17 protein-coding genes and 1 tRNA gene are annotated in these 16,384 nt (G+C 71.0%); 13 read left to right on the forward strand and 5 right to left on the reverse strand.

From position 1 onward, the window contains the following. Positions 1–33 precede the first annotated feature (33 nt). On the reverse strand, positions 34–663 hold the full coding sequence (locus NNW99_RS22060) for a 5-formyltetrahydrofolate cyclo-ligase (protein WP_215120865.1): 630 nt from the start codon (positions 661–663) through the stop codon (positions 34–36). Positions 664–756: 93 nt separating this feature from the next. Here NNW99_RS22060 and galU point away from each other — a divergent pair, with 93 nt between their 5' ends. The 7 genes from galU (at position 757) to NNW99_RS22095 (ending at position 6,230) form a co-directional block, all read left to right on the forward strand. After that, positions 757–1,659 carry a UTP--glucose-1-phosphate uridylyltransferase GalU gene (galU, locus tag NNW99_RS22065; RefSeq protein ID WP_215120866.1) on the forward strand — a complete coding sequence of 301 codons (903 nt, stop codon included), beginning with the start codon at positions 757–759 and terminating at the stop codon, positions 1,657–1,659. Between the two features lie 4 nt (positions 1,660–1,663). Next, entirely contained in the window at positions 1,664–3,001 is a 1,338-nt protein-coding gene (gene glp / locus NNW99_RS22070; RefSeq protein WP_215120867.1) for a gephyrin-like molybdotransferase Glp, read from the forward strand. Between the two features lie 62 nt (positions 3,002–3,063). Beyond that, a complete protein-coding gene (gene moaC, locus NNW99_RS22075) occupies positions 3,064–3,573 on the forward strand; it encodes a cyclic pyranopterin monophosphate synthase MoaC (RefSeq protein ID WP_215120868.1) in 510 nt (169 codons plus the stop codon). Then, complete coding sequence (locus tag NNW99_RS22080; RefSeq protein ID WP_215120869.1) at positions 3,570–4,070, forward strand: molybdenum cofactor biosynthesis protein B; 501 nt, start codon at positions 3,570–3,572, stop codon at positions 4,068–4,070. Before moaC ends, NNW99_RS22080 begins: the two co-directional genes overlap by 4 nt. A 23-nt stretch (positions 4,071–4,093) precedes the next feature. After that, on the forward strand, positions 4,094–4,714 hold the full coding sequence (locus tag NNW99_RS22085; protein ID WP_251058123.1) for a GNAT family N-acetyltransferase: 621 nt from the start codon (positions 4,094–4,096) through the stop codon (positions 4,712–4,714). A gap of 172 nt (positions 4,715–4,886) precedes the next feature. Then, the gene (glpR, locus tag NNW99_RS22090; protein WP_215120870.1) at positions 4,887–6,074 is read left to right on the forward strand and encodes a gephyrin-like molybdotransferase receptor GlpR; all 1,188 of its coding nucleotides are present in this window, start codon (positions 4,887–4,889) and stop codon (positions 6,072–6,074) included. An 82-nt stretch (positions 6,075–6,156) separates the two neighbouring features. Continuing rightward, positions 6,157–6,230: transfer RNA gene (locus NNW99_RS22095), tRNA-Ala, on the forward strand. A 484-nt stretch (positions 6,231–6,714) separates the two neighbouring features. Here NNW99_RS22095 and NNW99_RS22105 read toward each other — a convergent pair. Together NNW99_RS22105 and NNW99_RS22110 are read right to left on the reverse strand one after the other, a co-directional pair. After that, entirely contained in the window at positions 6,715–7,194 is a 480-nt protein-coding gene (locus tag NNW99_RS22105) for a hypothetical protein (RefSeq protein WP_215120871.1), read from the reverse strand. A gap of 89 nt (positions 7,195–7,283) precedes the next feature. Next, the gene (locus tag NNW99_RS22110; RefSeq protein ID WP_215120872.1) at positions 7,284–9,488 is read right to left on the reverse strand and encodes a hypothetical protein; all 2,205 of its coding nucleotides are present in this window, start codon (positions 9,486–9,488) and stop codon (positions 7,284–7,286) included. Between the two features lie 134 nt (positions 9,489–9,622). Here NNW99_RS22110 and NNW99_RS22115 point away from each other — a divergent pair, with 134 nt between their 5' ends. Further along, positions 9,623–10,543 carry a hypothetical protein gene (locus tag NNW99_RS22115; RefSeq protein ID WP_215120873.1) on the forward strand — a complete coding sequence of 307 codons (921 nt, stop codon included), beginning with the start codon at positions 9,623–9,625 and terminating at the stop codon, positions 10,541–10,543. 52 nt (positions 10,544–10,595) lie between these two features. On the opposite strand, the gene NNW99_RS22120 is transcribed toward NNW99_RS22115, so the two are convergent. Beyond that, positions 10,596–11,072, reverse strand: coding sequence for a GNAT family N-acetyltransferase (locus NNW99_RS22120; protein WP_215120874.1), 477 nt, complete (start codon positions 11,070–11,072; stop codon positions 10,596–10,598). Between the two features lie 97 nt (positions 11,073–11,169). On the opposite strand from NNW99_RS22120, the gene NNW99_RS22125 reads away from it, so the two are divergent. Beyond that, entirely contained in the window at positions 11,170–11,964 is a 795-nt protein-coding gene (locus tag NNW99_RS22125; protein WP_251057904.1) for an exodeoxyribonuclease III, read from the forward strand. 3 nt (positions 11,965–11,967) lie between these two features. Here the strand turns inward: NNW99_RS22125 and NNW99_RS22130 are convergent, their stop codons facing one another. Further along, positions 11,968–12,612, reverse strand: a complete 645-nt coding sequence (locus NNW99_RS22130) for a MerR family transcriptional regulator (RefSeq protein WP_215120876.1) — start codon at positions 12,610–12,612, stop codon at positions 11,968–11,970. A 132-nt stretch (positions 12,613–12,744) separates the two neighbouring features. Here NNW99_RS22130 and NNW99_RS22135 point away from each other — a divergent pair, with 132 nt between their 5' ends. The 4 genes from NNW99_RS22135 to NNW99_RS22150 all read left to right on the forward strand — a co-directional run bounded on the left by NNW99_RS22135 (position 12,745) and on the right by NNW99_RS22150 (position 16,352). Then, a complete protein-coding gene (locus NNW99_RS22135; RefSeq protein WP_215120877.1) occupies positions 12,745–14,265 on the forward strand; it encodes an NAD(P)/FAD-dependent oxidoreductase in 1,521 nt (506 codons plus the stop codon). Next, positions 14,262–15,194 carry an alpha/beta fold hydrolase gene (locus tag NNW99_RS22140; RefSeq protein ID WP_215120878.1) on the forward strand — a complete coding sequence of 311 codons (933 nt, stop codon included), beginning with the start codon at positions 14,262–14,264 and terminating at the stop codon, positions 15,192–15,194. The genes NNW99_RS22135 and NNW99_RS22140 overlap by 4 nt, the downstream gene beginning before the upstream one ends. Next, entirely contained in the window at positions 15,191–16,075 is an 885-nt protein-coding gene (locus tag NNW99_RS22145; protein ID WP_215120879.1) for an SDR family oxidoreductase, read from the forward strand. Before NNW99_RS22140 ends, NNW99_RS22145 begins: the two co-directional genes overlap by 4 nt. A gap of 76 nt (positions 16,076–16,151) precedes the next feature. After that, complete coding sequence (locus NNW99_RS22150; protein WP_215120880.1) at positions 16,152–16,352, forward strand: hypothetical protein; 201 nt, start codon at positions 16,152–16,154, stop codon at positions 16,350–16,352. Positions 16,353–16,384 lie beyond the last annotated feature (32 nt).

Consider the following 16,384-nt stretch of genomic DNA (forward strand, 5'->3'; position numbering starts at 1 on the left):
CGCACGCGTGGAGGGCCGTTCTCGTCGCCGGTATCAGTCGGCGGGCCGGCTGAACCGCCGCACCCCCGAGGGCGTCACCACCGCGTGCACCGGCCGGTCGTGCGCCTCCTCCGGGACGTGCTCGATCACCTCGGAGTCGTACAACAGCACCACCAGGGAGGACCGGGCACTCGCCCGCTCCAGGCGCGCCAGGACCCGGTCGTACGAGCCGCCGCCACGCCCGAGCCGCATCCCGCGCGTGTCGACCGCGAGGCCCGGCAGCAGGACGGCGTCGGCGGCGGTCACGGCGTCCGGTCCGAGGCGTTCGCCGGAGGGCTCGAAGAGCTCCATCCGGCCGCCGCCGTGCCGGACACGCGCGAGCGAGCTCTCGCCTTCGTAGACGCCCCAGTCCAGATCGTTGTCGGCCAGCAGGGCCGGAAGAAGGACGCGCACGCCCCGGGCGCGCAGCGTGTCGAGGAGCGCGAGCGTCCCCGGTTCACTCCCCACGGAGACGTACGCCGCGACCGTGCCGGCCCGCGCCAACTCCGGCAGCTCCAGCGCCCGCGCGGCCAGTGCGGCCGAGGTTTCCCGCAGGTCATCCGCCGTCAACCTGTTCCTCACCGAGAGGAGCCCTCGCCGCAAACTCCGCTTGTCAGGCTCGCCCGGACGCCCGATGTGACTCAATGGTTGCTCCCGTATCGTTCTAATACGCTCATATGAGCGTCCATGAACCGGAGCCGCAGATTCCGCCCAAAGGCACCGGATATGGTGGCGGACATGACTCAGGCACACCCTCGGATCAGCAAGGCTGTCATTCCCGCAGCAGGCCTCGGCACCCGGTTCCTGCCGGCCACCAAAGCCACTCCCAAGGAGATGCTGCCGGTCGTCGACAAGCCGGCGATCCAGTACGTGGTCGAGGAGGCCGTCGGCGCGGGTCTCGACGACGTCCTCATGGTGACGGGCCGCAACAAGCGCCCCCTCGAGGACCACTTCGACCGCAACTACGAACTCGAGTCGGCGCTTCAGAAGAAGGGCGACGCCGGCCGTCTCGCCAAGGTCCAGGAGTCCAGCGACCTCGCGACCATGCACTACGTCCGCCAGGGCGACCCCAAGGGCCTCGGACACGCCGTCCTGTGCGCCGCCCCGCACGTCGGCGAGGAGCCCTTCGCCGTCCTCCTCGGTGACGACCTCATCGACCCCCGCGACCCCCTGCTCCAGCGCATGGTCGAGGTCCAGGAGCAGCGCGGCGGCAGCGTCATCGCGCTCATGGAGGTCGCCCCCGAGCAGATCCACCTCTACGGCTGCGCGGCCGTGGAGACCACCGAGGACAGCGACGTCGTCAAGGTCGGCGGCCTCGTCGAGAAGCCCGACCCGTCCGACGCCCCGTCGAACTACGCGGTCATCGGCCGCTACGTCCTCGACCCGCACATCTTCGACATACTGCGCCGGACCGAGCCCGGCCGCGGCGGCGAGATCCAGCTCACGGACGCCCTCCAGCAGCTCGCCGCCGACGAGAAGATCGGCGGCCCGGTGCACGGCGTCGTCTTCAAGGGCCGCCGCTATGACACCGGCGACCGCGGCGACTACCTGCGTGCCATTGTCCGACTCGCATGCGAACGTGAAGACCTGGGCCCGGACTTCCGGACCTGGCTTCGCAGTTACGTAGCCGAGGAGATGTAACACGTTGAGCAGCGCCGCGCCCCGCACACCGGTCCAGGACCACTCGGGCCCCGACCACCTGTGGTCGGTGGACGAGCACCTGGAGGACATCCTCACCACCGTCCGCCCCCTGGAACCCATCGAGCTGCAGCTGCTCGACGCCCAGGGCTGCGTCCTGGTCGAGGACATCACGGTGCCGGTGTCCCTGCCGCCGTTCGACAACAGCTCCATGGACGGCTACGCGGTCCGGGTCGCGGACGTGGCGGGCGCGAGCGAGAAGTTCCCGGCGGCCCTGGAGGTCGTCGGGGACGTGGCGGCGGGCCAGGCCGAGCTGCTCCAGGTGGGCCCCGGCCAGGCCGCCCGCATCATGACCGGCGCCCCCCTGCCGCCCGGCGCCGAGACGGTCGTGCCCGTCGAGTGGACCGACGGAGGGCTCGGCGAGGGCCCGGTGCACGGGATGCGCGCCCGCAGCCTCGGCCCCGAGGGTGCCTCGGGCCATGTGCGGGTGTACCGGCCGGCCGAGGCACGCGCGCATGTGCGCGCACAGGGCAGCGACGTGAGGGCCGGCGACCGCGCCCTGCGGGCCGGCACGATCCTCGGCCCGCCCCAGATCGGCCTGCTCGCCGCGATCGGCCGCGGCACCGTCCGCGTCCGCCCGCGCCCGCGCGTGGTGGTGCTCTCCACCGGCAGCGAACTCGTCCAGCCCGACGAGAGGCTGCGCACCGGTCAGATCTACGACTCCAACAGCTTCGCCCTCACCGCCGCCGCCCGGGACGCCGGAGCCATCGCCTACCGCGTGGGCGCCGTCGCCGACGACGCCGAGACCCTGCGCTCCACCATCGAGGACCAGTTGGTGCGCGCTGACCTGATGGTCACCACGGGCGGTGTCAGCGTCGGGGCCTACGACGTCGTCAAGGAAGCCCTGTCCCACGTGGCCGACGAGGACGAGGCGGGCAGCGGCATCGAGTTCCGCAAGCTCGCCATGCAGCCCGGCAAGCCCCAGGGCTTCGGCTCCATCGGCCCCGACCACACCCCGCTGCTGGCCCTGCCCGGCAACCCGGTGTCGTCGTACGTCTCCTTCGAACTCTTCGTCCGCCCCGCGATCCGCGCCCTCATGGGCCTGCCGGACGTCCACCGGGCGACGACCCGGGCCACCCTGGCCACCGACAAGGCGCTGACCTCGCCGAAGGGACGCCGTCAGTTCCTGCGGGCCACCTGCGCCGACGGCCGGGCCACCCCGGTCGGCGGCGCCGGATCCCATCTGGTCGCGGCCCTCGCCCACGCGGACGCGCTGATCGTCGTCCCCGAGGACACCGAGTCCGTCGAGCCGGACGCCGAGGTCGAGGTGGTCCTGCTCGGCTGAGAGCCGCTGGTTGGGGGTACCGTGTCGCGCACAGCAGGCCCGGACCGGGAGCGCCACACAGCATGAGCACGCAGGATCCCCCAACGCAGGATTCCTCTCCGCAGGACCGACTGACGCACATCGACGACGCCGGCGCCGCCCGCATGGTCGACGTCTCGGAGAAGGACGTGACCGCGCGCACCGCCCGCGCCAGCGGACGCGTCCTCGTCTCGCCCCGCGTGATCGAACTGCTGCGCGGCGAGGGCGTCCCCAAGGGCGACGCCCTCGCGACCGCGCGGATCGCCGGGATCATGGGCGCCAAACGCACCCCCGACCTGATCCCGCTCTGCCACCCCTTGGCGGTCTCCGGTGTGAAACTGGACCTGTCGGTCGCGGACGACGCCGTGGAGATCCTGGCCACCGTGAAGACCACGGACCGCACCGGGGTCGAGATGGAGGCCCTCACCGCCGTCTCCGTCGCCGCGCTCACCGTGATCGACATGGTCAAGGCGGTCGACAAGGGAGCGGTCATCACGGACGTACGGGTGGAGGACAAGACGGGCGGCAAGTCGGGCGACTGGAGCCGGGCATGACGTATCGCGCCCTCGTCGTCACCGCCTCCAACCGGGCCGCCGCCGGGATCTACGAGGACAAGGGCGGCCCGCTGATCTCGGCAGGCCTGAAGGGCTTCGGCTTCGAGGTCGACGGCCCCCAGGTCGTCCCCGACGGCGACCCCGTCGAGGCGGCCCTGCGCGCCGGTGTCGAGACCGGCTACGACGTCATCGTCACCACCGGCGGCACCGGCATCTCGCCCACCGACCGCACCCCCGAGGCGACCCGCCGGGTGATCGACCACGAGGTACCGGGCATCGCCGAGGCCATCCGGGCGTACGGCCGGGAGAAGGTGCCGACCGCGGCGCTCTCCCGGGGCCTGGCCGGAGTGGCCGGCGCGACGCTGATCGTCAATCTGCCCGGCTCCAGCGGTGGTGTGAAGGACGGACTGGCCGTCCTGGAGCCGCTGCTGGTCCACGCCGTCGAGCAGCTCCGGGGCGGCGACCACCCCAGACCCGGCACGGGGGGTGCGAGCTGAACGGCGCATCCTGGCCCGTCGAGCTGGTGGACGGCGACATCGTCCTCCGGCCGATAAAGCTGCGCGACCAGCGGGCATGGCGCGAGGTCAACCGGCGCAACCGCGACTGGCTGCGCCCCTGGGAGGCGACCATTCCGCCGCCCGCGCCCGGCGGGCCGCTCGCGCACCGCCCGACCTTCCGCCAGATGGTGCGGCACCTGAGGTCGGAGGCGAACGCGGGCCGGATGCTGCCCTTCGTCATCGAGTACCAGGGGCGGCTGGTGGGGCAGTTGACGGTCGCCGGGATCACCTGGGGCTCGATGTGCTCGGGCCACATCGGCTACTGGGTGGACGAGTCGGTGGCGGGGCGCGGGGTGATGCCGACGGCGGTGGCGCTCGTCGTGGACCACTGTTTCCGCGCTGTCGGACTGCACCGCATCGAGGTCTGCATTCGCCCCGAGAACGGGCCCAGCCGCCGGGTCGTGGAGAAACTCGGATTCCGGGAGGAGGGGCTCAGGCCCCGTTATCTCCACATCGACGGGGGCTGGCGCGACCACCTCGTGTTCGCCCTCACCGCGGAAGAGGTGCCGGACGGGTTGCTGCGGCGCTGGCACCGGGCACGATCGCAGAGTAATCCGGGAATCCGGCACCACCCCGGAAATTGAATATGTGTTCGAAAATGATCGGCCAGTGACCGTCTCAGGGCAATGAATTCCCGGCCTGGGCGGTCTGCTGATCGCATCGGTCACAAAAAAAGTTCGAAATATCAGCCAGATCGTGCGACACACCGGCTCAATTGGCAGATGGCCTCACGCAAACCCCTCTACGGTGTGAGACGTGAGCAGCAGCGGCCTCATCTACGCAGTCATTGTCGGGGCCTGGGCCGCCTACTTGGTGCCGATGTGGCTCCGTAGGCAGGACGAGCTGAACGAGGCCCGTCCGACGGAACGCTTCAGCACCGCCATCCGGCTGCTTTCCGGCCGGGCGGGGATGGAGCGCCGATACGCCAAGGACCTGCGGGCGCGCTCCACCGAGGAGGGGGAGCAGGGCGCCGACGAACCGGATGCCGTCACCGACTCGGTGGACGTCCGGGCCTTCGCCGTGTCCAAAACGCGTCCCCAGACCCAGGCACCCGTACCGTCGCCCGCCCAGGAACAGCCGGCGCGATCGGAGCAGCCGGCCCGCCCGGCACCCGGATCGAACGCGGCGTCCGCGGCCCGCGGGGAGGGCCGTGTGCCCGCCGCCCGGCGCCGCCCCTCGCCGCAGGCGCAGGCGGCCGCAGCGCGGGCCCGGCGCTCGAAGGTGCTCGCGCGCCGACGGCGCACCACCACCATGCTGTTCCTCGCCTTCACCCTCGGCGCGATCGTCGCCGCGGTCGGAGGCCTCGCGTTCCTGTGGGCGCCCGGCGTGCCCGCGGTCATGCTCAGCGTGTACATCGCGTACCTGCGCACCCAGGAGCGCCGCCGCTTCACGTACCAGATGGACCGCCGCCGGGCCGAGCTCGCGGCCCAGCGGCTGCGGGAGCGGCAGCGCCAGCCCGGCCGGCGCGTCGCCGACGAGGAGTCCGACGAACCGGAGGACGGACCCGAGCCGGTGACCGACCCCGGCCTGTCCGCCCTCGCGGCCGACCGGCGCGCCCTCGTCGAGCAGACCGACCACGCCGAGTGGGTCGACCAGCAGCGCGAGCGGCAGCGGCGCCCCGGGCAGGGCGACAGCTGGGACCCGGTCCCGGTGCCCCTGCCGACCTACGTCACCGCACCGGTCGCCCCCCGGGCCACCAGTGACGTGGATCTCGGGGCCCCCGACACCTGGAGCTCGGCACGCTCCAGCGCCGTCACCCCGGACCTCGAGGACGACGCCGACCTCGCCGGCGAGCCGGAGCCCCACGCCGAGGAGCGGGGCGACGACGACGGGCGCACCGACGCCCGCCGCGCGGCCTCCGCACGGCGGGCCCGGGAGCGCGGCCGCACGCCGCTGTTCGACCAGTACGAGGACGGGGACCGGCCCCGGGCCGCCAACGAGTAGCCCCCGAACCCGCAGGTGACCGTCCCTCGGGAACGGATTTCCAAGCAGGCCGATCTGGGTGCTAGAGTTTCACTCGTTGCAAGGGCCTGTGGCGCAGTCCGGTAGCGCACCTCGTTCGCATCGAGGGGGTCTGGGGTTCAAATCCCCACAGGTCCACGCAGCTCAGAGCCCCGGTCGGGATTCCCGACCGGGGCTCTGACGTGTTGTACGGCAGTTCAGAGCGAGTTGACGTCTCGACAGCGAGTGAGTCGCCCGCCCAGTCGAAGCCCCGCAGTGCGCTCGGATCAACGGTGGTCGGTTGCTCGTGGGTGCCCTGTGCCTGCGAAGGTGATCCAGCAGGTGTTCCGTAAGGCGTCCAGGAGGTACCAGATCCGTCCTCCACCGGTCACCTCGATCTGCCACTGTTCGCAGGTCTGTCCCCGGTGGATGCCGTGCGCCAGGCTGCCTTTCAGTCGATGATGGCGGGGCGTTTCCACAGCCGGTCCGGGGTCTGTGCGCATCGCGATCCAGGCGCGATAGGTGTTCTCGCGTGCCTGCTGGGCAAGGCAGTCCCATCCTTTGGCGGCGGCAGCGTCCGCGAACCGCACCTCCCAGTGGCCATCGGGTGCCGGAGGCGCCGCGCGGTCGCCGCGACCCGCGCTCACGCGACATCCCGCGGATCCGGCACCGGACCGTGGTCCTCGGAGCGGTCCGCGGTCAGCGCGGCCAGCAGTTCGGGATCCGAGTGAGCCTCCGCCGTGTGCTGCCAGGCGATGAGCATCTGTGCGACGGACGCGTTGTTGCCGACGGAGTCGGCGGCGCGCATGGTGTCGACCAGTTCGACCGCGAAGGCGTGGACGTCTGGCTCGGGCAGGAAACGAACCCAGGGGAAGGCGTCCGGCAGTATGTCCAGGAGCAACTCCATGCTTCCGGGCTCCCGTCTTGCCATCGCGGCCAGCATGCGGGTGGCGGCGGACACCACCGTCTGGTCCTGCTCGGCCCGGGCCGCCGTGGTGAGGACAAGATCCTCTCCGTCCCGGCGGTGCAGCAGCAGCCGGGGCGACTCCTTGAGCCGAGCGAGCGTCTGCTTGTTCTTGTTCACCAGCTCGGAAAAGTTCACTGCGGTGTTCTCGGTGGGCATGACTTTGAAACTACTTCGAAACTCGTCGACCTGCCATCACCCGCAAGAGGGACTCGGCCGTCTCCGCCCATCGTCACAGGGAGGAAGCCTCAGGGGGCTCGCATCCTGTCCGCCTCGGCCAGGAACCAGTCCGCCGGACACAGATCGGGGTTTCCGGCGACCAGAACGGCCAGGCGCTCCAGAGCGCGGACGATGCGTGCCGGGTTGTCGGCCCGGAGGGCTGCCGCGGCCTCACACAGGGTCGCCGCCGCGTCCTCGTCCTTGGAACCACAGCGCCGGTAGGCGGCGAGGGCCCTGCGGGCAGAGCTCTCGGCTTCCGCCGCTCGGCCCAGATGCCACAGGGCCCAAGCCTGATTGAAGGTGCACACTGCTTCGGGCAGGGACCAGCCGACTTCCGCGCTGCACTGCACGCCTGTGTCGAACGCGCTCAATGCCGGCACGAGGTCTCCCGTGCCCAATCTGGCGATGCCAAGGGTGTTCCAGGAGAACCCGAGGGCTTCGGGAATCCCGGACTCGTCATACGCGGCAATCGAATCTTCGGCCGCGCGTGCTACGAGCGGCCAGTCATGCGTCGTGGCGTAGGCGCAGGCCAGTGCGTTGGCCTCACGGGCCCGGACGATGGGCAGGCCCGCTCTGCCGGCCAGTTCGGATAATTCCGCAGCTACCGCCAAGCCGAGATCCGGCCGATCGGCGTAACTGTGCGCCAGGCTCAGGCAGAGCAGGGCGTGCGCGTGTTCCTCCACCATGCCCAGTTCGGAGGCGATGTCGGCAGAGCGCCTGAGCCGCTGCGCGGCGTCCGCGGAGCGTCCCTCGAAGCGGTCCATGTCCCCGAGCAGGAACAGGATGCGTTGCAGGCAGGCCGCGTCTTGCGGCGCCCGGGCCAGTGACGCGGCCTCGTCGAGCAGTTGGATCGAATCGCTCAGCGGTCCGATCGCGAACTGGGCATGCCCTCGAGCGACCAGATACGCCAGCCGTGCCTGCCGCCGCGTCAGTTGCCCTGCCAGGCCGGTGCAGATCGACAGTACGGCGCTGGCCGAGCCCTGCCAGACCAGGAAGTCGGCGAACCGGTCGAGGAGCAGAGCCGCCTCGTCGTAGTCCTCGGCCAGCATGCGGTGCGTCAGCTCCCGTCGCTGCGGAGACACATCCTGCGGAGTCCGCCACTCCTCCCGGGGTTTGGCGGACCGGGCGTGCCAGTCCGCGGCGCGACGGTGAAGACGCCGGGCCAGTAGGGGGGCCCGCCTGATGAGGTCGGCGCGTGCGATATCGGTGTCCATGGGAAGCAGGGAGTACGTGCGGTCCTCGCGGTTCGCCCTGGCCAGGAAGCCTCGAGTCAGCCGCCGAAGTGCGCTGTCCACCTGGATTCCGGGCGCCAGGGGCTTGAGTGCCCACTCCACAGCCGCGAGCGGGACCGGCGTGCCGAAGACCGCCAGCACGTCCATGACCAGTTTGTGGTGCTCGTTGAGGTCGCGGTAGCGGCGCTGTGCCAGTTCGTCCACCACGCCGGAGATGGCCGCGGTGTCCCCCAGCCATTCGCGCAGCGAGCGCATACCGGCGTCGTCCTGGAGGGCTCCGGCGATGAGTTCCAGTCCCCTGGGTACGCCGTAGACCCGCCCGGCTGTCTCCGCCAGCAGTTCGTCGTCGGCGTCCCGGATGCCGCTCAGGCCGTCGCCGTCCAGTTCCCGCAGCAGCGCGATCGAGTCGGGACGTGGCAGTCCGTCGTCCAGGACGATGCGCCGCTCGGCGCGGGAGTATCGGGCCGGGAGGGCGAGCGGCACCTGGCTGGTGATCAGCAGACGGGGTGCACTCTCGTGACTGAGCAGTGCTTGCACCATCTCCGTCAGGTCCGGCTCCCGGAAGGTGTCTTCGTCGTCCAGCAGTTCCTCCAAGTTGTCCAGGAGGAAAAGGACTTGCAGATGAGTCATCGCGTCGAAGAGCTCGCATGCCTTGTCGGCCGGCCGCCGTCGGCTTCCCCACATGCGGTGCAGCCGTTCGGCCTCCTGCTGATCGAGCAGACGCAGACAGTCGAAGAAGATCTGCTCGAAGGTGATACCCGTGGTCCGCTCGCCGAAGAAGACGACCGCGTCTGGTGGTTCAGTCCGCTCCCCGCCGGGCCACGCGCCCTCGGCAAGGCTTCGCGCGGCGCGCACGGCCAGCAGGCTCTTGCCGATGCCGCGCCGTCCCAGCACGCTGATGATCCGGACCGGGGGGTCGGCGAACAACGCACGAATGCGCTGCAATTCGCCCGTTCGGTCCTTGAACGAGTGGATGCCGAATGCCGGGCGCTCGTTCAGCATGCGAGCCACCCTGGGACGGCTGGAGCCGTTCGGTCGCGACATCCTGCCTCCCCCGCAGGCGGAGGGCTACTGTGACCCACCCCACACTGTCAGCATAGGTAGGGATCGGGGAGTTGGGGGAGCGCGGGGGGAACATGCGCCATCAGCACTGGATGATCTGGCTGGCCACAGGTCTGGGCGCGGGCATGGTGGCCGGCGGTTGGCTGATGGACGGTCTGGCCTATGTGCCGGGCTTTCTGCTGGAGATCGGCGTCACCTTGCTCCTGCTCGTACCGATCGCCCTGCTCGAGCAACGGCTGCGACAGACGGAGCGGCAGACTCGCGAGCTCAACGAAGGGCTGCGCCGTGTCGACCAGCAGGTACGCCGGACGGCGGAGGAAGTGCAGCGACTGGGGCAGGCGTCGGTCGACGGGGGCTTCAGTGAGCGTGAGGCCGCGCTGGCCGCGGCAGCCGGCCGACGGGACCAGCCGTCGATCCGGCGGGCTTTGGAACAGGCCCATGAGACGGGCGCGGTCTCCTCTGACGGAGTGCGGGTGCGCCCAGCGGGTCTCGATGATGCCCGATTACGTTTCCGGCCGGCGCGCGATCCGCGGGACGCCGTCGTCGTACGGGTGGAGGCCGAGGTGAGTGGAGCGACGGTGACGTCCGCCTGGGAGCCATGGAGGCCGGGGGAGAACGCGCGACGGCTGTGCCGACGGCTCAACGCCCTCGCCGTCGGGCTGGGTGCGGGAGGCCCCGGGATGCAGCATCTCCCCTTCGAGGAACTGGTGACGCTGCTTCGCCTCGCCGTCACTTCGCACACCGGCGACGGACGAGATCTGGGAGCCGTCATCGAACTGGCCAACGAGGAATGGGTCGTCAGCGACGACGGCTTGTACGGCCGCCCCTGGCCCTACCGTGTTCCGCGTGCCCTCATCGTCGGAGATTCTGCCGGTGAGGTCGCGCAGTACGGTGTCCGGAACGCCCCCTTGGCCGACCCCGCCCGCCTGGCTGACGCACTGGCGATCGCGCGTGTCGCCTACCGCGCGGGCCCCGGTACAGGTCCGCCCCCATGAGAGCGGCCTTCAGGTGCTCGCGCGGTGCGGTCCCGGTCGGCCCACGGCGCTTTCAGAGGCTCTTGGCGAAGCAGCGGCTCGACTCGTAGTGACGGTAGTAGCCGAACTTCCCGCACGGCTCGTAACCGCTGGACGTGTAGAGGGCTATGGCCTCCGGCTGCTTCGTGCCGGTCTCCAGGACCATGCGGGTGCGGCCCGCCGCGCGGGCGTCCTCCTCCAGGGCGGCCAGGATGCGGCGCGCCAGGCCCCGGCCGCGCATGCCGTCGACCACGTACATGCGCTTGATCTCGGCGTCGCCGTCCAGGTTGCCCTCGTCGTTGGCGTCCTGGGTGCGCCAGCCGCCGGAGGCGATGGGGGAGTCGTGCTCGTCGTACGCGATCAGGTAGGTGCCGTTCGGCGGTGCGAAGTCCGAGGCGGCCATGGTCGTGGCGTCGCCTCCGTCGCCGTAGCGGACGTGGTATTCGGCCTGGACCTGGTCGTTGAGCTTCGTGGCGTCGGGGTGGTCGAAGGGGACCCGGCGTATATGCATGCTGTGTACCGTATGTCAGCTCATGAGGGGGCGGGAGTGTGTTCGATCCGGAACTGGACCTCGTCCAGTGTGCCGGTATCGTGCCGGGGTGCTGACTGTGACCTCTGTGAATGTGAACGGGCTGCGGGCCGCCGCGAAGAAGGGCTTCGTGGAGTGGCTGGCGGCGACTGACGCCGATGTGCTGTGCCTGCAGGAGGTGCGGGCCGAGCCGGGGCAGCTGCCCGAGTCCGTGCGGGCGCCCGAGGGGTGGCATGTGACACACGCGCCGGCCGCCGCCAAGGGGCGGGCCGGGGTGTCCCTCTACAGCCGCCGCGAGCCCGACCGGGTCCAGGTCGGATTCGGGTCGGAGGAGTTCGACGGCAGCGGGCGGTACGTGGAGGCCGACCTGCCGGGCGTCACCGTCGCCTCCCTCTATCTGCCCTCCGGCGAGGTCGGCACCGAGCGGCAGGACGAGAAGACGCGCTTCATGGGCGAGTTCCTCCCCTATCTGAAGGGCCTCAGGGAGCGCGCCGCCGCCGAGGGCCGCGAGGTCCTGGTCTGCGGCGACTGGAACATCGCCCACCAGGAGGCCGACCTCAAGAACTGGCGCGGCAACCGCAAGAACTCCGGGTTCCTGCCCGAGGAGCGGGAGTGGCTCACCCAGGTCTTCCAGGAGGCGGACGGGGGGTACGTCGATGTCGTGCGGGAGCTGCACCCGGACACCGAGGGGCCGTACTCGTGGTGGTCGTATCGGGGGCGGGCCTTCGACAACGACACGGGATGGAGGATCGACTACCACGTCGCCACGCCCGGGCTCGCCGGGCGGGCCGTCAAGGGGTTCGTGGAGCGGGCCGCCACGCACGAGGAGCGGTGGTCCGACCACGCGCCCGTGACCGTGGTGTACGAGAGGTAGGGCTCAGGGCCTGCGCATCCGCCGGTCCAGCGCCAAGGAGAGTTCCGCCTCCACCACGCTCCGCGCCAGCGGGCGCAGGCGGGGCAGGTCCTGGGCGGAGGCGTGGCGGAGGACCAGGGTCGTGAAGAGTTCGGCCAGGGCGTCGGCGTGGGTGCGGACCTGTTTGGCTGCGGCGAGGACGTCGGCGAGGGGGATGCCCTCGTGGACCAGGGCCGAGGAGACGTCGAGGAGGCGGCGGCTGATGTGGACGATCTCGTCGCCGTCGGTGGCGAGGTAGCCGAGTTCCAGCGCGGCGGCGAGGTTCTCGGGTGTGGTCTCGCCGCCGAAGTGGTCGGCGAGTTCCTCCGGGGTGAGGTGGACCGGCTCTTCTTCGGTGGGGGCGCCTCCGACGCCGAGCAGGTCGCCGACGTCCCGGCCGTTGTCGAAGGCTTCCGCGAGTTCCGCGATGCCGCTGAGGGTGTGGCCGCGTTCCAGCAGGGCCGTGATGGTGCGCAGCCGGGCCAGGTGGTGGTCGTCGTACCAGGCGATGCGGCCTTCCCGGCGGGGTGGCGGGATCAGTTTGCGTTCGCGGTAGAAACGCAGGGTGCGCACCGTGATCCCGGCCAGGCGGGCCAGCTCTTCCATGCGGTATTCACGCTTCTCGGCCACCTGGGCACCTTAAGGCGTACCACGGGTAACTTCCTCGTTCCGCCCCCTACCCATCAGTACGCCGCTGCCCTACGCTCCCATTGCGCCAGTGTTCACTGGCATGGTTCTCGTGGTGTGTGTGGAGGTGTCGGCATGGGCGAGCGCGAACACGAACGCGAGCATGTACGGGTCGCGGTGGTCGGGTCCGGGTTCGGCGGGCTGGGGGCCGCCGTGCGGCTGCGCCGTGAGGGCGTCACCGACTTCGTCGTCCTGGAGCGGGCGAGCAGTGTCGGCGGCACCTGGCGGGACAACAGCTACCCGGGGTGCCGGTGCGATGTGCCCTCGCATCTGTACTCGTTCTCCTTCGCGCCCAACCCCGACTGGCCGCGCACCTTCTCCGGGCAGGAGCACATCCGCGCGTATCTGGAGCACGTCACGGACGTGTTCCGGCTGCGGCCGCACCTCCGCTTCGACTCGGAGGTGAAGCGGATGACCTGGAACGCCGAGCGGCTGTGCTGGGACATCGAGACCGCCAGTGGGAATCTGTCGGCGGACCTGGTGGTGTCGGCGACCGGGCCGTTGTCCGATCCGAAGGTGCCGGAGATCCCGGGGCTGGAGTCCTTCCCCGGCAAGGTCTTCCACTCGGCCCGCTGGGACCACGACTACGACCTGCGCGGCAAGCGCGTCGCGATGGTGGGGACCGGGGCCTCGGCCGCCCAGATCGTGCCGGCCGTCCAGCCCGACGTCTCGCACCTGACGCTGTTCCAGCGGACCGCGCCCTGGGTCATGCCCCGCATCGACCGGAACATCAGCGACGGCGAGCGGTGGCTGCACCGGCAGTTGCCCTTCACCTCGCAGCTGCGGCGCGGACTGCTGTGGGGCATCCGGGAGTTGCAGGTGCAGGCGTTCACCAAGCATCCGCGCCAGCTCGGTCTCGTCGAGGAGATGGCCCGGCGCAACATGGCCCGCTCCATCAAGGACCCGGAGCTGCGGGCGAAGCTCACCCCGGACTACCGCATCGGCTGCAAGCGGATCCTGCTGTCCAGCGACTACTACCCGGCGCTCGCGCAGCCCAATGTGGACGTGGTCGCGAGCGGGCTGGCCGAGGTGCGCGGATCGACGTTGGTCGCCGCCGACGGCCAAGAGGCCGAGGCCGACGCGATCGTCTTCGGCACCGGGTTCCACGTCACCGACATGCCCATCGCCGACCGGGTCGTGGGCGCCGACGGACGGACCCTCGCGGAGACCTGGAAGGGCGGCATGGAGGCCCTGCGCGGTGCCTCCGCCGCCGGGTTCCCCAACTGGATGACGATCATCGGGCCCAACACCGGCCTCGGGAACTCCTCGATGATCCTGATGATCGAGTCCCAGCTCAACTACCTGGCCGACTACGTCCGCCAGCTCGACGTCCTCGGCGGCCGGGTCGCCCTCGACGCCCGCCCGGATGCCGTACGCGCCTGGAACCACCAGGTGCAGGAGCGCATGAAGCGCACGGTGTGGAACACCGGCGGCTGCACCAGCTGGTACCTCGACGCGAGCGGCCGCAACACCACCATCTGGCCCGGCACCACAGGCGAGTTCCGGAGGGCGACGCGACGGGTCGACCTCGCGGAGTACGACGTCCTGCGCGTCCCCGTGCGGAAGGAAGCCGAGAAGGCCGGGGTGGACGCGTGAGCCGGCTGCTGCACGTCGACTCCGGGCCCTATGCCCCGCCCGCCCCTGCCCGGGAGCTGACCGCCGTGTCCGCCGACGGGGCCCGGCTGCACGTCGAGATCCACGGCCCCGACGGTGCCCCGGCCGTCGTCCTCGCCCACGGCTGGACCTGCTCCACCGCCTTCTGGGCGGCGCAGATCCGCGAACTGGCCACCGACCGCCGGGTCATCGCCTATGACCAGCGTGGCCACGGGCGCAGCCCGGCGAGCCCGGCGTGCAGTGCCGAGGCGCTCGCCGACGACCTGGAGGCCGTACTGGAGGCCACCCTGGCGCCCGGCGAACAGGCCGTGATCGCCGGGCACTCGATGGGCGGCATGACCGTGATGGCGGCCGCCGAGCGGGCCGGTTTCCGGGCGCACGCGGCCGCCGTCCTGCTGTGCAGCACGGGCAGTTCGCAGCTGGTCGCCGCCTCCACCGTCGTACCGATCCGGGCCGGTCGGCCGCGCACCTGGCTGACCCGGCGGATCCTCGGCTCCCGGGCGCCGCTCGGGCCCGTCACGCCGCTGGCCCGCCGGATCCTCAAGTACGCGACGATGGGCGCCGGTTCGGCCCCGCACATGGTCGAGGCCTGCGCCCGCATCGTGCACGCCTGCTCCCGCAAGGTCCGCCACTCCTGGTCGCAGGTGCTGGATCTGCTCGACCTCGACCACGGCGTGCGTGAGCTGCGGGTGCCCACGGCCGTCGTCGTCGGTACGGCGGACCGGCTGACCCCGCCCGTGCAGGCCCGGGCCCTGGCCGCCGCGCTGCCGCAGTGCGCCGGGCTCACCGAGCTGCCCGGCGTCGGCCACATGACGCCCGTCGAGGCGCCGGGGCTGGTCGGCGAACGCATACGGGAACTCGTCCACGCACACATCCAGGCCGAATCCGTCGTATCCGAGGAGAGCGCATGAGCAGGGTCAGCCTCGAGGGGAAGGTCGCCGTGGTGACCGGGGCGGCGCGCGGCGTCGGGGAGTTGCTGGCCCGCAAGCTCTCCGCGCGCGGCGTGAAGGTCGCGCTGGTCGGACTGGAGCCGGACGCGCTCAAGGAGGTCTCCGGGCGGCTGCACAGCGACAGCGACCACTGGCACGCCGATGTCACCGACCACGAGGCGATGGCCCGGGTCGCGAGCGAGGTGAAGGAGCGCTTCGGCAGGGTCGACATCGTCGTCGCCAACGCCGGTGTCGCCACCGGCGGTCCCTTCGCCGACTCCGACCCGGAGTCCTGGCGGCGGGTGATCGAGGTCAACCTGATCGGCTCGGCGGTGACCGGCCGCGCCTTCCTGCCGATGCTGCTGGAGAGCCGGGGGTATCTGCTCCAGATCGCGTCCCTCGCCGCGATCACCCCGGCCCCGATGATGACCGCGTACTGCGCCTCCAAGTCCGGTGTGGAGGCGTACGCGCACAGCCTGCGCGCCGAGGTCGGGCACCGGGGCGTGAAGGTCGGCGTCGGGTATCTGTCGTGGACCGACACCGACATGGTGCGCGGGGCCGACCAGGACGACGTCATGCGGGAGTTGAGGCAGCGGCTGCCCTGGCCGTCCAACAAGACCTATCCGCTGGGCCCGGCCGTGGACCGGCTGGTGGCCGGGATCGAGAGCCGGTCGAGCCATGTGTACGGGCAGTGGTGGCTGCGCGGCATGCAGGGCGTGCGCGGCTACCTGCCCGGGGTCATCGGGACCGTGGGGCAGCGCGAGATGCGGAGGTTCGCGGACCGGCTGACGGGCATGCGCTCGGGCCTCGTCGGGGCAGGCGGCGCGGCCGATGAGCAGCAGCGGGCTACGCTCCGTAAGTGATCGACATGCGCAGGGTCACGACCCGTGTGAATCTGATCGAGCCAGATCCCCTCACCCCCAACGGGAGTGAACCCACATGGGTATGAAGGACCAGTTCCAGGAGAAGTCCGAGCAGTGGCAGAACCAGGCCCGTCAGAAGGCCGACCAGGCTCGTGAGCAGGTGCAGGGCCGCGGTCGCCGGCGCGACGAGGACATGGAGTCGCCGCAGCACCCGCAGCGTGACCGTGAGCGGGAGCGCGAGCACGAGGACCGCTTCGACCAGGACTACGACGCCTGACGACGCGTGCTGAAAGGAAGGGGTGCCTCGCG

The sequence above is a fragment of the Streptomyces sp. CRCS-T-1 genome (assembly GCF_024442335.1).
GTDB lineage: Bacteria > Actinomycetota > Actinomycetes > Streptomycetales > Streptomycetaceae > Streptomyces > Streptomyces koelreuteriae.